12 protein-coding genes and 1 pseudogene are annotated in these 15,155 nt (G+C 72.8%); 8 read left to right on the top strand and 5 right to left on the bottom strand.

Going from position 1 to position 15,155, the window contains the following annotated elements; translation table 11 throughout:
* Nucleotides 1-323: 323 nt before the first annotated feature.
* From AB0L29_RS31195 to AB0L29_RS31185, 3 genes are all read right to left on the bottom strand, one after another.
* Nucleotides 324-746 carry a hypothetical protein gene (locus AB0L29_RS31195; RefSeq protein WP_365831919.1) on the bottom strand — a complete coding sequence of 141 codons (423 nt, stop codon included), beginning with the start codon at nt 744-746 and terminating at the stop codon, nt 324-326.
* Nucleotides 747-909: 163 nt separating this feature from the next.
* On the bottom strand, nt 910-1,995 hold the full coding sequence (locus tag AB0L29_RS31190; protein WP_365831917.1) for a Zn-dependent alcohol dehydrogenase: 1,086 nt from the start codon (nt 1,993-1,995) through the stop codon (nt 910-912).
* Between the two features lie 49 nt (nt 1,996-2,044).
* On the bottom strand, nt 2,045-2,962 hold the full coding sequence (locus AB0L29_RS31185) for a cytochrome P450 (protein ID WP_365831927.1): 918 nt from the start codon (nt 2,960-2,962) through the stop codon (nt 2,045-2,047).
* A 212-nt stretch (nt 2,963-3,174) separates the two neighbouring features.
* Here AB0L29_RS31185 and AB0L29_RS31180 point away from each other — a divergent pair, with 212 nt between their 5' ends.
* Complete coding sequence (locus AB0L29_RS31180; protein ID WP_365831915.1) at nt 3,175-4,017, top strand: MurR/RpiR family transcriptional regulator; 843 nt, start codon at nt 3,175-3,177, stop codon at nt 4,015-4,017.
* Between the two features lie 156 nt (nt 4,018-4,173).
* Nucleotides 4,174-4,755, top strand: a complete 582-nt coding sequence (locus AB0L29_RS31175; protein ID WP_365831913.1) for a hypothetical protein — start codon at nt 4,174-4,176, stop codon at nt 4,753-4,755.
* 392 nt (nt 4,756-5,147) lie between these two features.
* On the opposite strand, the gene AB0L29_RS31170 is transcribed toward AB0L29_RS31175, so the two are convergent.
* On the bottom strand, nt 5,148-6,563 hold the full coding sequence (locus tag AB0L29_RS31170; protein WP_365831925.1) for a diaminopimelate decarboxylase: 1,416 nt from the start codon (nt 6,561-6,563) through the stop codon (nt 5,148-5,150).
* 161 nt (nt 6,564-6,724) lie between these two features.
* Between AB0L29_RS31170 and hutU the strand changes: the two are divergent.
* The 4 genes and pseudogenes from hutU to hutI all read left to right on the top strand — a co-directional run.
* Nucleotides 6,725-8,386 (top strand): annotated as a pseudogene (hutU, locus tag AB0L29_RS31165) (urocanate hydratase); the annotation flags it as partial.
* Nucleotides 8,387-8,511: 125 nt separating this feature from the next.
* The gene (locus tag AB0L29_RS31160; protein WP_365831911.1) at nt 8,512-9,729 is read left to right on the top strand and encodes an allantoate amidohydrolase; all 1,218 of its coding nucleotides are present in this window, start codon (nt 8,512-8,514) and stop codon (nt 9,727-9,729) included.
* A complete protein-coding gene (locus AB0L29_RS31155; RefSeq protein WP_365831910.1) occupies nt 9,720-11,102 on the top strand; it encodes a formimidoylglutamate deiminase in 1,383 nt (460 codons plus the stop codon). Before AB0L29_RS31160 ends, AB0L29_RS31155 begins: the two co-directional genes overlap by 10 nt.
* Nucleotides 11,099-12,394 (top strand): imidazolonepropionase, encoded by a 1,296-nt coding sequence (gene hutI / locus AB0L29_RS31150; RefSeq protein ID WP_365831908.1) that lies wholly within the window; start codon nt 11,099-11,101, stop codon nt 12,392-12,394. Before AB0L29_RS31155 ends, hutI begins: the two co-directional genes overlap by 4 nt.
* Before the next feature lie 222 nt (nt 12,395-12,616).
* Here hutI and AB0L29_RS31145 read toward each other — a convergent pair whose 3' ends face one another.
* Entirely contained in the window at nt 12,617-13,543 is a 927-nt protein-coding gene (locus AB0L29_RS31145) for an RNA polymerase sigma factor SigF (protein ID WP_365831906.1), read from the bottom strand.
* 239 nt (nt 13,544-13,782) lie between these two features.
* Between AB0L29_RS31145 and AB0L29_RS31140 the strand changes: the two genes are divergently transcribed.
* Complete coding sequence (locus AB0L29_RS31140; protein ID WP_365831904.1) at nt 13,783-14,160, top strand: STAS domain-containing protein; 378 nt, start codon at nt 13,783-13,785, stop codon at nt 14,158-14,160.
* Nucleotides 14,161-14,399: 239 nt separating this feature from the next.
* The gene (locus AB0L29_RS31135; protein WP_365831902.1) at nt 14,400-15,023 is read left to right on the top strand and encodes an ATP-binding protein; all 624 of its coding nucleotides are present in this window, start codon (nt 14,400-14,402) and stop codon (nt 15,021-15,023) included.
* The last annotated feature ends 132 nt before the right edge of the window (nt 15,024-15,155 follow it).

Genomic DNA, 15,155 nt, shown 5'->3' with positions numbered 1-15,155 from the left:
TTGTGGTTGAGCATCCGGGCTTCTTCCTGAGCCAGGACGACAACCCGCCGCGCGCGGTCGGTGAACCTCTCGAACATCGTTAATCGCTCCTCAGAAGGGTGCGGGGGCTTGGGCTCGAAGGTGCCCGGGGTCGCTGCTGACGGCTTCTCCGTCGGCGCCTTCGTCGCCGCGATACCGGGGCGGCGAATGCCGAGCGGAGGCTCGGCCGGGTGAGTAGCAGCGGAATGGCGTGACTGGTGTGGGAGCGATGAGGCTGTGGATCCGGGGCCTGCGGGAGAACGCGGCGAGCCCGGTGTGCAGGCGCGGTACATGACGGCTGCCCGTCAGTCGTCGGGCTCGCCCGCCAGCGTGCGAGCCGCGTCGAGGGCATCGTCGTCGAGACCCCAGTGACCTGCGTCTTGCTGTTGTTTGGCCTGTTCGTCGATCCAGCGATTGTGAGCTTCCCAGGCGGCCTGCTTGCTGGTACCAAGGGCCGCTCCGATCTGGGACCAGGAGGCACCGGCCCGCCGGGCCGACCGCACCGAGAGCTGACGTCCGTAAGCCGCCTTCCGGGCGATCACCTCCCCCAACGCGAGCAGCTCCAGGGCCTCCTCGCGTGTCAATGGCGCCATGTCGTCGGCGAAGCCGTCGAGCTCGTCCTCGTCGTCCGGGGGTGATGCCAGGGCGTCACGGGTGCGCAGAGTCTCGAAACGTGCCGCCGCTGACAGCAGCGTGTGCTGACGCTCAACCTCATCAGGAGTAGCCACGTCTCCACCGTGCCATCAAGCCGCCTTGACGTCAAGGCAACCTGACGTCAAGGTGCCTTTACGCCGACCGCGGCGGCGTAAAGGCACCTTGAAGGGGGCGCCGTGGCGGGGGCGGCGCCGCTCGGCGCGGGTGAATCGGCCGGACGTGGTGTGGCCGATGGGGTCAGTCGAAGACGACGACCTGCCGGATGACCTCCCCCTTTGTCAGTGCGGCCACGGCATCGTTGAGATCTTGGAAGCGCACCCGAGCGCTGATCAGGCTTTCTATGTCCAGGTGGCCGGACCGGGTGAGTTCGATGAGTTTCGGCAGATCTCGCCGGAGATCTGATCCACCGTAGACGGAAGGCCGGATGTTGCGGCTGGCGAAAAGGAGTTCGTAGGTGCTGATGTCCAGCAGGTCGTTCGGTGCTCCGGCCCCGATCACCACCACGTCGCCGCCCCGCCTCGTCAGCTCCCAGGCGTGCCTGACCGTGGCGGACCGTCCCACCGCTTCGAATACGTGATCGAACCCCCTCCCGCTGGTGAGGCTGTCCTTGATCCCCTCGGCTTCCTCGGGTGTGATCGTGTGGGTAGCACCTAGCCGGGCAGCGAGCGGGTGCTTGTGCTGAGCCGGATCGATCGCGACGATGCTCGTGGCGCCGGCGAGGCGGGCACCTTGCACCGCCGACAGGCCGACACCGCCGAGACCGATCACGGCCACCCGGTCACCCGGCCGCACCGAGCCGGTGTTGAGGACGGCTCCGACGCCGGTGGGCACACAGCAGCCGAGCAGGGCGGCCTGCTCGAAGGGGAATTCGGGGTCGATCTTGATCGCGGCCTGCCAGGGGACGACCATCTCCTCAGCCCAGGTGCCCGTGCCGGCCATGCCGAAGGCCGGGGTGCCGTGGATCTCGAAACGATGCTTGGAGAACAGGTTCTCCATGAATCCCATGCAGAGATGTACCTGCCGGTTGCGGCAGTCCTCACAGCGTCCGCAAGCCGGGATCCAGTTGATCACCACGTGATCACCGGGCGCGACGGCGGTCACCTGGTCGCCGACCTCGACCACCTCGCCCGCGCCTTCATGGCCGACAATCATGGCGCCGCCACCCCCGGGCAGTTCGCCGGAGATGAGGGAGAGATCGGAGTGGCACACCCCGGTCGCCCGAATGCGGATCTTGACCTCCTCGGGGCCGGGGCCGAGAGCCGTGACATCGTCGCGCAGCTCGATCTCGCCTTGGCCCGACTCGCGCAACACCGCAGCACGCATGCGGATCACCTCCGGATGTAGGGGACCGTTGGGTCATGGGGGGTGGGGTTCATCGTGGAATGAACCGACATCTGATTGGCCCCTCGGAACGGAGGGCCATCTTCTGGGTGAGCCGGATCTCGGTGTCGACCGCTTCCACCTCGAAGGACTGCAGAATGACTGCGATGGCCAGTACGGCTTCCAGCATCGAGAAGTACTGGCCGATGCAGGCACGCGGACCTCCACCGAAGGGGAACCATGCGTAGCGCGGCCGCTCCGCCTCTTGTTCCCGCGAGAATCGTTCGGGCTGGAAAACCTCCGGGTCCTTCCAGTACGCCGGATGGCGATGGGTGACCCAGGGGCTCAGGAAGACGATCTTTCCGGCCGGGATGCGATAGCCGTCGATCTCGGTCTCTGCCGTGGCCCGTCGGCTGATGCCGGGGGACGGTGGGTACAGCCGCATGGCCTCCTTGAGAGCCATGTGCACGTACTCCAGCTGGTCGAAGTCGTCGGCCGTGGGTGTACGGGTCCCGAGAACCCGGTCCACCTCTTCCCGCGCCCGAGCTTGTGCCTCAGGATGACGAGCGAGCAGATGGAGGGCGAACGTCATCGACGTGGCAGTGGTCTCGTGCCCGGCGAGGAAGAAGATCAGCACCTGATCGCGGATCTCTTCGGGCGATAGCTGGTCGCCAGTTCCTTCACCGGCCTTCAGAAGGAGTTCCAGCAGGTCGTTCTCGGTCTCGCGAGGGTCACGTTCCCTGATGATCCGGTCGCATACGTTGTACAGATCCCGCCGTGCGGCAGCCGCCCGCCGGTTGGCCGGAGTGGGCCAGGTGCGCGGGAACGGCAGCGGCGCGAATCCCCGTTTGAGCATGTACGCGCCCAGTAGGGGAAAGCAGCGGTCGACGACGTCGCCGGCTTCCTCGCTCGCGGCGCCGAACAGTACGCGCGTCACGACGCGTTGCGTCAGACGGGTCACCTCGGGAATGACGTCGAGAGGGTGGCATCCACCCCCTGAAAGTGATCTACGTCACTATCATTTAGGGCTACACGCTATCAAGTGCGCTCTCATTTTGAGGTACACACTCTCATTTTCACGGGTCGCCCTCAGGGGGACGGCCGCGGCTTCCTGGCCGCTTGCTGCCCTGCATATGCTCATGCAGAATCCTCAGCTACTGAATAGGCGAGGGGGAGCACGTCATGGGCGCGACCGACAGCCCTGCCGCGCGGCTGCAGGCGCTCTTCGAGGGCCACCGGCTGACGCCGACCCAGCGCCGCATCGCGCACAGCATGGTGCGGCGCGCCGCCGACGTGCCGTTCCTGTCCAGCGTGGAGCTGGCCGAGCTGGCCGGGGTCAGCCAGCCGTCCGTGACCCGCTTCGCCGTCGCCCTCGGCTTCGACGGCTACCCCGCGCTGCGCCGGCACCTGCGCGAGGTCGCGCCCGCCGAACCGGCGGCGGGGACGGCGGCGTACAACGAGTACCAGCAGGCCGTCGAGGCGGAGATCGAGAACCTGCGGCACCTGGCGCAGGCGCTGGCCGATCCCCGCCCCGTGCGGGAGGCGGGGCGGCTGCTCGCGGCCTCCCGGCCCCTGCCCGTGCTCGGGCTGCGCGCGGCGGCCGCCCAGGCGCACGGCTTCGCGTACTTCGCCGCCAAGGTCCACCCCGACGTACGGCTCCTCGGCGAGGGCGGCACGATGCTCCACGACCGCATCGACGCCGCCGTCCACGCCGGGGCGACGGCCCTGCTCTGCTTCGCGCTGCCCCGGCACCCGCGCGAGGTCCTCGACACCCTCGCCTACGCCAAGGAGGCCGGGCTGACCGTGGTCACGGTCGCCGACTCCGCCTTCGCCCCGGTCGCCAGGGTCTCGGACCTGCTGCTGCCCGCCGCCGTCGGCACCGGACTCGCCTTCGACACGGCCTGCGCGCCGATGCTGCTGGGCCGGGTCCTGCTGGAGGCCATGTGCGACGACCTGCCCGACGCCCAGGCCCGCCTGGAGGAGTTCGACGCGAAGGCGGCGGCGCGGGGGCTGTTCGTGGAGTGACGGTCGGCCCGCGCGCCCGGCTTGCGGCTTCCGTCTTCTCAGACTCGTCTCACCTTGCGCGGCTAACGTGCGTCGCCTAAGACACCTTCAGACGCTGTGCACAGCGCCTCACGACGCTTCACAGCGCTTCGACGACCTGAAGACGGGAGGCTGAACGTGACGCGCGGAGGACAGGGGCTGGCTCGGGTGGCCGTCGTCGTACGGGCCGGAGCCGCACCGCTGTGGTGGCTGGGCGTGGTCGCGGCGGGCATCGGTCTGCTGGTACCGGGACTGACCGGGCGCCGGATCGGCGTCCTGGCGGGCGCCGCGCTGTTCGTCGTGGCGACGGCCGTGGTGGCCTGTGCCCGGCGCGGGCGGTACACCGCACTGGCCCGCTCGGCCGCCCGCGCGGGCCGGCACGACGTGCTCCAGGACCGCGCGGTGAGCACCCGCAACTGGCGGCGCGGTCACCGCTGGTGGCTCCTGCTCGCCTTCCTCGCCGCCGTGGGCGGCGCCTTCGCCGTCCCCGCGGCGGGCGGCATGCTGCTGGCCGGCTGCGCGGCCGGCCTGTGGCTGAAGGCCGCCTGGATCGGCCGGCTGGAGCGGGCCCGGGAGGTCCTGCTGTGGGTGCGCGTCGACTGGCTGCGCGGGGGCGGCCGCCCGGCCGGCAAGACGGTCAGGGCGTTCCGCAGCACGGGCATCGCGGCGGGGGACGCGGCGCCGGGCGGATCGCGCAGGAGGACTCCGGCGCTGGTGTAGCCGGGTGCGCGCGGCCGGGCCTGCGTGGCCCGGCCGCGCGCGTGGCGCCGCCGGGCTCCTGGCGGGGTGTCGGTGTCCGCACCGGGTGGCTTCGTGCTCCTTGGCGGGGTGTCGGTGTCCGCGCCGGGTGGCTTCGTACCCCCCTGACGGGCGTCCGTGCCCATGCTGGGGTGGCTTCGTGCCCCCGGCGGGGTGCCGGTGTCCGTGCCGGCCGGCTTCGTGCCCCCTGACAGAGTGTCGGCGTCCGGGCTGGGCGGCTTCGCGCCCGCGCCGGTTGGCTTCGCGCCCGCGCCGGTGGGCTTCGCGCCCGCACCGGGGCGCGGAGGCGCCCGGCACGCGGCTCCGCCGGGCCGGTCCGCCCGGCCGCCGCGCGTCACCGGCCCGTGGAAGCCTCAGGGCAGGTGACCGCGGGTCAGCGCGTCCGCCCGCGCCCCTCCCGCCTCGGCCACGACCTCCTCGACCGTCTGCGCCCGCCGCACCTCGGCGAAGGCGACACCGCCCGCCCCGTCCGGCGCGAACCCATGGACCCCGGGCCGGACGAGGGAGTTGTACGCGTAGTGGTGCGCGAAGCAGTACGCCCCCGTGTCCAGCGCCGCCACGTGGTCCCCCTGCTCCAGCAGCGGCAGCTCCCGTCCCCGCGCGAGCAGGTCGCCCGCGAAGCAGGCCGGGCCGGCGACGTCCTGCACGACGGCGGGCCCCCGCTTGGGCCGCCCCCCGCCGTCATGGGCGGCGATCCGCAGCGGCCAGCTCTGCGGCGCGTACACCGTCCGCGTGACGACCTGCACGCCCGCGTGCGTCACCGCGACCGGGCGCCCGCCCGCGCTCTTGGTGTACTCGACCCGCGCCACCACCGTGCCGTGCTTGGCCAGCAGCGACCGCCCGAACTCGGTGACCAGCCCGTACCGCCCGTCGAACAGGCCCGGCACCGTCCCGGCGAGCATCCGCGCGTACTGCGCGTACGTCGGTGCCGTCGCCTCCGAGGCGAAGTTCACCGGCAGCCCGCCGCCGATGTCGACGGTGTCGACCTGGTGGCGCCCGGCGCGCCGGTTGATCTCCTCCGCGAGCGCGTACGTCTCCGCGACGCCCCGTGCCATCAGGGACAGCGGGACGCCCTGCGAGCCGGTGTGCGTGTGCAGCCGGGTCAGCCACGGCCGGTCCAGGTACGCCCGGACGACCCATTCCCGGGCCCCCTCGTCGCGCAGCGCCACCCCGAACTTCGAAGTCGCCGTCGCCGTGGACAGCGCCTCGATGGAGCCCGCGCCGACCTGCGGGTTCACCCGGATGCCGATCGGGGAGGGGATCCCGCCCGCCCGAGCGGAGCCGGGAGGTCCGGACAGGCCCGCGGCGGAGCGCGCCAGCCCGTCGACGCGGTGCAGCTCCTGCGGATTGTCCACGTTGACGGCGATGCCCAGCGCCAGGGCCTCCCGCAGCTCGGCGGGTGTCTTGGCGGGGGAGTCGAGGACCGTCCGGGCCGGCGGCACCCCGGCCGCCCGTGCCAGCGCCAGCTCGCCCGGGCTCGCCACCTCCGCGCCGATGCCCTCCTCGTGCAGCAGCCGCAGCACCGGCACCAGCGGGGTCGCCTTCACCGCGAAGGCGTGCAGCACCGGCGTGCCGGGCGCCGTCACCGCGTCGAACGCCGCCTTCAGCTCCGCCGCCGACTCCCGGATGCCGATGACGTCGAGGAGGCCGACGACGGGGCTGCCGGGACCGAGCAGCCCCTGCTCCACGGCGGCCCGCACCGCCCCGTCCCGCCGCGCCGTCCGCCCGGCGCCCGGACCGCCGGCCCGGTCGCCGCCCTCGCCGCCCATCGCATTCCCCGTCCCGCCGGTGCGTGCGTCCATGCGTCCAGCCAAACACCCGCGGCCCGCCCGCGACGACACCCCGATGTGTTGACTAGCTCTATTCATCAAGTCAGGATGTGAATAGCCGCAGCAACAATCCGCCGGGAGCACCCACCAGGAGGCAGACCATGTCAGGACCCCGCCCCGTTCGAGCACCGCGCGGCACGGAACTGAGCGCCCTGGGATGGCAGCAGGAAGCCGCCCTGCGGATGCTGCAGAACAACCTCGACCCGGAAGTCGCCGAACACCCCGACAAGCTCGTCGTCTACGGCGGCACGGGGAAGGCGGCGCGCGACTGGCGGTCCTTCGACGCGATGGTCCGCACGCTGCGGACCCTCAAGCAGGACGAGACGATGCTCGTCCAGTCGGGCCGCCCGGTCGGCGTCATGCAGACCCACGAGTGGGCGCCGCGCGTGCTCATCGCCAACTCCCACCTCGTCGGCGACTGGGCCACCTGGGAGGAGTTCCGCCGCCTGGAGGCCCTCGGCCTGACCATGTACGGGCAGATGACCGCCGGCTCCTGGATCTACATCGGCACCCAGGGCATCCTCCAGGGCACCTACGAGACGTTCGCCGCCGTCGCCGCGAAGAGGTTCGGCGGCACGCTCGCCGGGACGATCACCCTGACCGCCGGCCTCGGCGGCATGGGCGGCGCCCAGCCGCTTGCCGTGACGATGAACGGCGGTGTCGCGATCTGCGTCGACTGCGACCCGCGTGCCATCGAGCGCCGCATCGAGCACCGCTACCTGGACGTGCGGGCCGACTCCCTCGACCACGCCCTCCGGCTCGCCGTCGAGGCCCGGGACCGGCGCAGGCCCCTGTCCGTCGGCGTCCTCGGCAACGCCGCCGAACTCCTCCCGCAGCTCCTCGCCGCGGGCGCCCCCGTCGACATCGTCACCGACCAGACCTCGGCCCACGACCCGCTGGCCTACCTCCCCCTGGGCGTGGAGTTCGAGGACATGGCCTCCTACGCCGCCAAGGACCCGGCCGGCTTCACCACCCGCGCCCGCGAGTCCATGGCCCGGCACGTCGAGGCCATGGTCGGCTTCCTGGACGCCGGCGCCGAGGTCTTCGACTACGGCAACTCCATCCGGGGAGAGGCCGAACTCGCCGGATACGACCGGGCGTTCGCCTTCCCCGGCTTCGTGCCCGCCTACATCCGCCCGCTGTTCTGCGAGGGCAAGGGCCCCTTCCGCTGGGCCGCCCTGTCCGGCGACCCGGCCGACATCGCGAAGACCGACAGGGCCGTCCTCGACCTCTTCCCGGAGAACGAGTCCCTGGCCCGCTGGATCCGCATGGCCGGCGAGCGCGTCCACTTCCAGGGCCTGCCCGCCCGGATCTGCTGGCTCGGCTACGGCGAGCGCGACAAGGCCGGTGAGCGCTTCAACGACATGGTCGCCGGCGGCGAACTGTCCGCGCCCGTCGTCATCGGCCGCGACCACCTCGACTGCGGCTCCGTCGCCTCCCCGTACCGCGAGACCGAGGGCATGCTCGACGGCTCCGACGCGATCGCCGACTGGCCGCTGCTGAACGCCATGGTCAACGTGGCCTCCGGGGCGTCCTGGGTCTCCCTCCACCACGGCGGCGGCGTCGGCATCGGGCGCTCCATCCACGCCGGACAGGTGACCGTCGCCGACGGCACGAAGCTGGCCGGCGAGAAGATCCGCCGCGTGCTGACCAACGACCCCGGCATGGGCGTCGTCCGGCACGTCGACGCCGGGTACGACCTCGCGGAGTCGGTCGCCCGGGAGCGGGGCGTGCGGGTGCCGATGCGCGAGGGCGACGGAGCGGTCGGCGGGAGCGGCGAGACGGTCGGCGGGAGCGGCGGGACGGCCCGCGCGGGCGGCGGGACGGCCCGCGAAAGCAGCGGGACGGCCCGCGAGGCCGACGGCGCGATCCGCGAGGGTGACGGCGCGTGAGCTTCCACAGCATGTGGGCGGAGCTGCTGCCGGTCGGCCGCAGCTCCGCCTCCGGCGGGTACCGCCGCTTCGCCTGGACCGGGGCCGACGCCGAGTGCCGTGCCTGGTTCCGGGCGCAGGCCGAATCCCGCGGCCTGCGCTACGAGGTCGACCGGAACGGCAACCAGTGGGCCTGGCTCGGAGACCCCGCCGAGGGGGACGCCGTCGTCACCGGGTCGCACCTGGACTCCGTACCGGACGGCGGGGCCTTCGACGGGCCCCTCGGGGTCGTGTCGGCCTTCGCCGCCCTGGACGAACTGCGCGGCAGGAACGCGCAGTGGCGCAAGCCCCTGGGCATCGTCAACTTCGGCGACGAGGAGGGCGCCCGGTTCGGCCTCGCCTGCGTCGGGTCGCGGCTGACCGCCGGGCAGCTCACCCGCGAGCAGGCGCACCGGCTCACCGACGGCGACGGGCGCACGCTGCCGCAGGTCATGGAAGCCGCCGGACACGACCCGGACGCCATCGGGCCGGACCCGCAGCGGCTCGCCCGCATCGGCGCCTTCGTCGAACTCCACGTCGAACAGGGCCGCGCCCTGGACCTGTCCGGCGACCGGGTCGGCGTCGCCGGCGCCATCTGGCCGCACGGGCGGTGGCGGTTCGACTTCCGGGGCGAGGCCAACCACGCCGGCACCACCCGCCTCGCCGACCGGCGCGACCCGATGCTGTCCTACGCCGAGACCGTGCTCGCCGCCCGCCGCGAGGCGCACCTCGCCGGTGCCGTCGCCACCTTCGGCAAGGTCGCCGTCGAACCGAACGGCGTCAACGCCGTCCCCTCCCTGGTGCGCGGCTGGCTCGACTCCCGCGCGCCCGACCAGGGCGCCCTCGACACCGTCGTCACCGGCATCGAGAAGGCGGCCCGCGCCCACGCGCGGGAGCACGGCGTCGGCCTGGACGTCGTCCGCGAGTCGTTCACCCCCGTCGTCGAGTTCGACCACGCGCTGCGCGACGAACTCGCCCGCATCCTCGGCAAGGACGCCGGCCTCAAGGTGCCCGTCCTCGGCACCGGCGCCGGACACGACGCGGGGATCCTGTCCGGGAGCGTCCCGACCGCCATGCTCTTCGTGCGCAACCCCACGGGCGTCTCGCACTCCCCGGCCGAGTTCGCCGCCGAGGACGACTGCGTGGCCGGCGTCCTCGCCCTCGCCGACGTACTGGAAGGACTGGCGTGCAGGTGACACCGACGACCTTCTGGCTGGAACACGCCTGGCTCGGCACTCTCCCCCGAGTTCTCGGCTCCGCTCGAACAGGGGGGACCCCCATCGAGCCGGGCGTCGCCCTCGACGTCCGCGACGGCCGCATCGCCGCCGTGCGGACCGGCGTGCCCGCCCCGCCGCCCGGCGCCGAGATCCTGCGCGGACTGACGCTCCCCGGCCTCGCCAACGCGCACAGCCACGCCTTCCACCGCGCCCTGCGCGGCACCGTCCAGGTCGGCTCCGGCACCTTCTGGACCTGGCGCGAGGTCATGTACGCGGTCGCCGACCGGCTGACCCCCGACACGTACCACGACCTCGCCCGCGCCGTGTACGCCGAGATGGCGCTGGCCGGCATCACCTGCGTCGGCGAGTTCCACTACGTCCACCACGCCCCCGGCGGCACCCCCTACGCCGACCCCAACGCGATGGGGGAGGCGCTGATCGCGGCCGCCGCCGAAGCCGGCATCCGCATCACCCTCCTGGACACCGCCTACCTCTCCGCCGGCTTCGGACAGCCGCCCAACGCCCACCAGCTCCGCTTCTCCGACGGGACGGCGGACGCCTGGGCCGCACGCTGTGCACTTCTCGAGGAACGGGATCACGCACGGATCGGAGCGGCGATCCACTCCGTACGGGCCGTGCCCGCCGACCAGCTGACGACCGTGGCGCGGTGGGCCGAGGAGCGGCGGGCCCCGCTGCACGTGCACCTGTCCGAGCAGACCGCGGAGAACGACGCCTGCCGGGAGGTCCACGGCCGCACCCCGGCGCGGCTCCTCGCCGACCACGGCGTGCTCGGACCGCGCACCACCGGTGTCCACAACACGCACCTCACGGACGAGGACATCGCGTTGATCGGCGGATCCGGCACCGGCACCTGCATGTGCCCCACCACCGAACGCGACCTCGCCGACGGCATCGGACCCGCCGTCGCCCTGCAGCGGGCGGGCTCCCCGCTCTCCCTCGGCTCCGACAGCCACGCCGTCGTCGACCTGTTCGAAGAGGCCCGCGCGATGGAGCTGAACGAGCGCCTGCGCAGCCGCACCCGGGGACACTGGACGGCCGCGGCCCTGCTGCGGGCCGCCACCGCCGACGGCCACGCCGCCCTCGGCTGGGCGGACGCGGGGACCCTGGAGCCCGGCGCGCTCGCCGACCTCACGACGATCGCGCTCGACTCGGTCAGGACGGCAGGGCCGCTTCCGCGGCTCGGTGCCGAGACGGCCGTATTCGCCGCGTCGGCAGCGGACGTGTCGCATACGGTCGTCGGAGGCCGGCACGTGGTGCGGGACGGGCTGCACACCCTCGTGCCGGAGGTGCCGAAGGCCCTCGCGGACGCCGTCGCAGCGCTGCGCGGATGAGCGCGGGCCGCCTGTCCGCGCGGCCCGTCTCCGCCCCCGAACCCGACCCCACCGCCGACCAGGCCAGCAAGGACGCCATGAGCAACGCGACGACCGTCAGCCCCGACCACTGCGCGAGCACCGCCAGCACGCTCATCACCAACATCGCCGTTCTGGTCACCAACGACCCCTCCCTCGGTGACTGTTCCCCCCTCGGACTGATCCAGGACGCGGCCGTCGTCATCGAGGGCGACCGCGTCGCGTGGACCGGTGGATCAAGCAAAGCACCCGCCACTGACAACCGGGTCGACGCCGGCGGCCGGGCGGTCCTCCCCGGCTTCGTCGACTCCCACTCCCACCTGGTCTTCGCGGGCGACCGCACCGAGGAGTTCAACGCCCGCATGTCCGGCCGCCCCTACAGCGCGGGCGGCATCCGGACGACGGTCGCCGCCACCCGCGCCGCGACCGACGCGGAACTGGAGGCCAACCTCACCCGTTACCTCGGCGAGGCGCTCCGCCAGGGCACCACCACCTTCGAGACCAAGTCCGGCTACGGCCTGACCGTCGCCGACGAGTCCCGCGCCCTGCGCATCGCCGCCCGCCACACCGACGAGGTCACCTACCTCGGCGCCCATGTCGTCCCCCCGGACTTCGCCGACGACCCGGCCGGCTACGTCGCCCTCGTCACCGGCGAGATGCTCGACGCCTGCGCCCCGTACGCCCGCTGGATCGACGTCTTCTGCGAGAAGGGCGCCTTCGACGGCGACCAGGCGCGCGCCGTCCTCACCGCGGGGAGGGCCAGGGGCCTGCACCCCCGCGTCCACGCCAACCAGCTCTCCCACGGCCCCGGCGTGCAGCTCGCCGTCGAACTGGACGCGGCCAGCGCCGACCACTGCACCCACCTCACCGACGCCGACGTCGACGCCCTGGCGCACAGCCGGACGGTGGCCACGCTCCTGCCCGGCGCCGAGTTCTCCACCCGCGCCCGGTGGCCCGACGCCCGCCGCCTGCTCGACGCGGGGGTGACGGTGGCGCTGTCCACGGACTGCAATCCGGGGTCGTCCTTCACGTCCTCCGTCCCCTTCTGCATCGCCCTCGCCGTAAGGGACATGGGCATGACCCCCGACGAGGCGGTGTGGTCGGCCACGGCGGGCGGGGCCGCGGCCCTGCGCCGCACCGACATCGGCCGCCTCACGCCGGGCGCGTACGCCGACCTGACCCTCCTGGACGCCCCGAGCCACGTCCACCTGGCCTACCGGCCGGGCGTTCCGCTGGTCGGCGGAGTGTGGCGGCGGGGCGTGCGGGTGGTCTGACGGGCACACCGCGGACCGGCCCCGCGCCGCGGAGCCAGGCCCTGACACGGAGGCTCCCGGACACGACACGGAGATCTCCGGACACGACACGGCCGGGCGCCCGCCGCCCGGCCGGCATCCGCCGCCCGGACCCGCGGGCCCGGCGCCCGGCACCGGCGGGCGCCCGGCGCCCGTCCGCCGCCCCCGGGCGGGCGGCGACCACCGCCGCCCGGGGAGCCGTCGTCACTCCTCGACCGTCAGCCCCTTGCGCAGCCGCGCCAGGGTGCGCGACAGCAGGCGCGACACGTGCATCTGCGAGATGCCGAGCTCCTCGCCGATCTCGGACTGGGTCATCCCCGCCACGAACCGCAGCGACAGGATCCTGCGGTCCCGAGGGGGCAGTTCGGCGATCAGCGGCTTCAACGACTCGACGTACTCGATGCCTTCGAGCCCGTGGTCCTCGTAGCCGATCCGGTCCGCGAGCGCGCCCTCGGTGTCGTCCTCCTCGGGCTGGGCGTCCAGGGACGAGGCCGTGTAGGCGTTCGACGCCGCCATGCCCTCGACGACCTCCTCGTTGGAGATGCCGAGGCGCTCGGCCAGTTCGGCCACCGTCGGGGCGCGGTCGAGCTTCTGGGCCAGCTCGTCACCGGCCTTGGCCAGGTCGAGCCGGAGCTCCTGCAGCCGGCGCGGGACGCGCACGGACCACGAGGTGTCGCGGAAGAAGCGCTTGATCTCGCCGATGATGGTCGGCATCGCGAAGGTGGGGAACTCGACGCCGCGGGAGAGTTCGAAGCGGTCGATCGCCTTGATCAGGCCGATGGTGCCGACCTGGATGATGTCCTCCATCGGCTCGCTGCGCGAGCGGAAGCGGGAGGCGGCGAACTTGACCAGGGCGAGGTTGAGCTCGACGAGCGTGTTGCGCACGTACGAGTACTCGCGGGTGCCTTCCTCCAGCGACTCCAGGCGCTCGAAGAGGGTCTTGGACAGGGCCCGTGCGTCGACCGCGCCCACCTCGTCGTACGGGGGGATGTCCGGAAGTCCGGCGAGCAGGTCGTCCGGTGTGACGAACACCTCGCCCTGCTCGATGGGACCCGGATGTTCCGGAAGGGGTGTCGACGTCGCTTCACGGGTAGGCGATGCGTCGAGCCGGGGTGACATGATGTCCTCCATCGTTCTCGGCATATGGCTGCCGAAGCCAGTACGTGCACTGCGGTGTGCGGCGCCTCCAAAGCCGGCCGTGTCGGGTACGTGTCCTTACTAGCCCTACCCGCTCTCCCGAGCCCGCCGCAAGTGCATTCTGTTGATATATGTCCGTTTGTGAGTGATTGTTCGGGTGTCGGAGCGTGTGGAGAAGGCGTAGTGTTCGAGGGCGTCAGCAAGCAGCCACGACGTCGGGAGAGAGAGACGGCATGGACCGCGGGACGGTCGGCAGCGCACAGTCGGGCCGGCTTCTGGTGGAGGTGCGAGAAGAGGGCCTCAGTGCCGTCGTGACCCCGGCGGGTGAGTTGGACCACCACACCGCCGATCTGTTGCGCGAGCCACTCGAGGACTGCCTCGCCAAGGGCTTCAAGCGACTCGTCATCGACTGCACACGTCTGGAGTTCTGCGACTCCACCGGACTCAACGTGCTGCTCGGCGCGCGGCTGAAGGCCGAGGCCGCCGGGGGCGGGGTGCATCTCGTGGGGATGCAGCCGGTCGTCGCGCGGGTGTTCGAGATCACGGGGGCCGATGCCGTTTTCACTGTCCACGACACCCTTGAGGCCGCCCTGGCCGACGAGGCCGGCTGACCTCGCGGGCGGGTCGTCGCCATGCCTCGGCCGCACCCCGCGGGACCGGTGTTCTTCCCGGACCCGGTTTTCGTGCCGAATACAGGGGTGTTCCACCGGTCGGGTCGGGCAGGAGACATCCTGAACCCGTCGGCCGCCGGGTGGCGGGGACACCGCGAACCGACACGCCGCGCACGGCGTGACCGACTGTGTACTGACCTTGTGAATATGAATTGGTGAATCGGTGAGGTGAAGCGCTGATGAGCACCACCCGGCCCTATCCGCCGGGCGACCGCGGTCCGGAGCCCAGCGGCGCTTCCGGGACACCCCGGGGCGGCGTACCGGTGTCCGGTGCGTCCGCGGCGGGCGGGGGAGCACCGTTCGGGGCGGCCGGCAAGGGCCGGAGCGTGCCGTCCGGGGCGGCTGACGGGGGCGCGGGCGCGCCCGCCGAAGCGGTCGCGGCACCCCCCAAGAGCCGCCAGGCCCGCCGGCTGAGCTTCGACGACCAGAGCGGCGTCGTCCCGCTCGCCCGCGACTTCACCCGCCAGGCGCTGTACGCGTGGGACTGGCTGCCCGCCGACACCGCCGACCAGCGGGCCGCCGCCGAGGACGTGCTGCTCGTCGTCTCCGAACTGGTCACCAACGCCTGCCTGCACGCCGAGGGACCGGACGAGCTGCGGATCTCCTGCGACAACAAGGTGATCCGCGTCGAGGTCTCCGACCGGGGCACCGGTCAGCCGGCCCCGCGCACCCCGCACCGGGCGGGACGGCCCGGCGGCCACGGCATGTTCATCGTGCAGCGGCTCTGCCTGGACTGGGGAGTCGTACGGACCCCCGGGGTCGCGGGCAAGACCGTGTGGGCGGAGCTGGGGGCTCCCGCGTAGGGTCCGCGCAGGCCGCACCCGGCTTCCGCGGCCCGGGCCGGGCGCCCGACGGCGTCCGCGAACGGCACGAGGGCCACCGCACCCGGGTGAGTGCGACGGCCCTCGCGGGCCGGGCCCGGCCCGGCCGGCGAC

Origin of the sequence: Streptomyces sp. NPDC052701 (assembly GCF_040678355.1) — a bacterium.
Taxonomy (GTDB): domain Bacteria; phylum Actinomycetota; class Actinomycetes; order Streptomycetales; family Streptomycetaceae; genus Streptomyces.
This window is presented reverse-complemented; position numbering and strand designations above follow the sequence as displayed.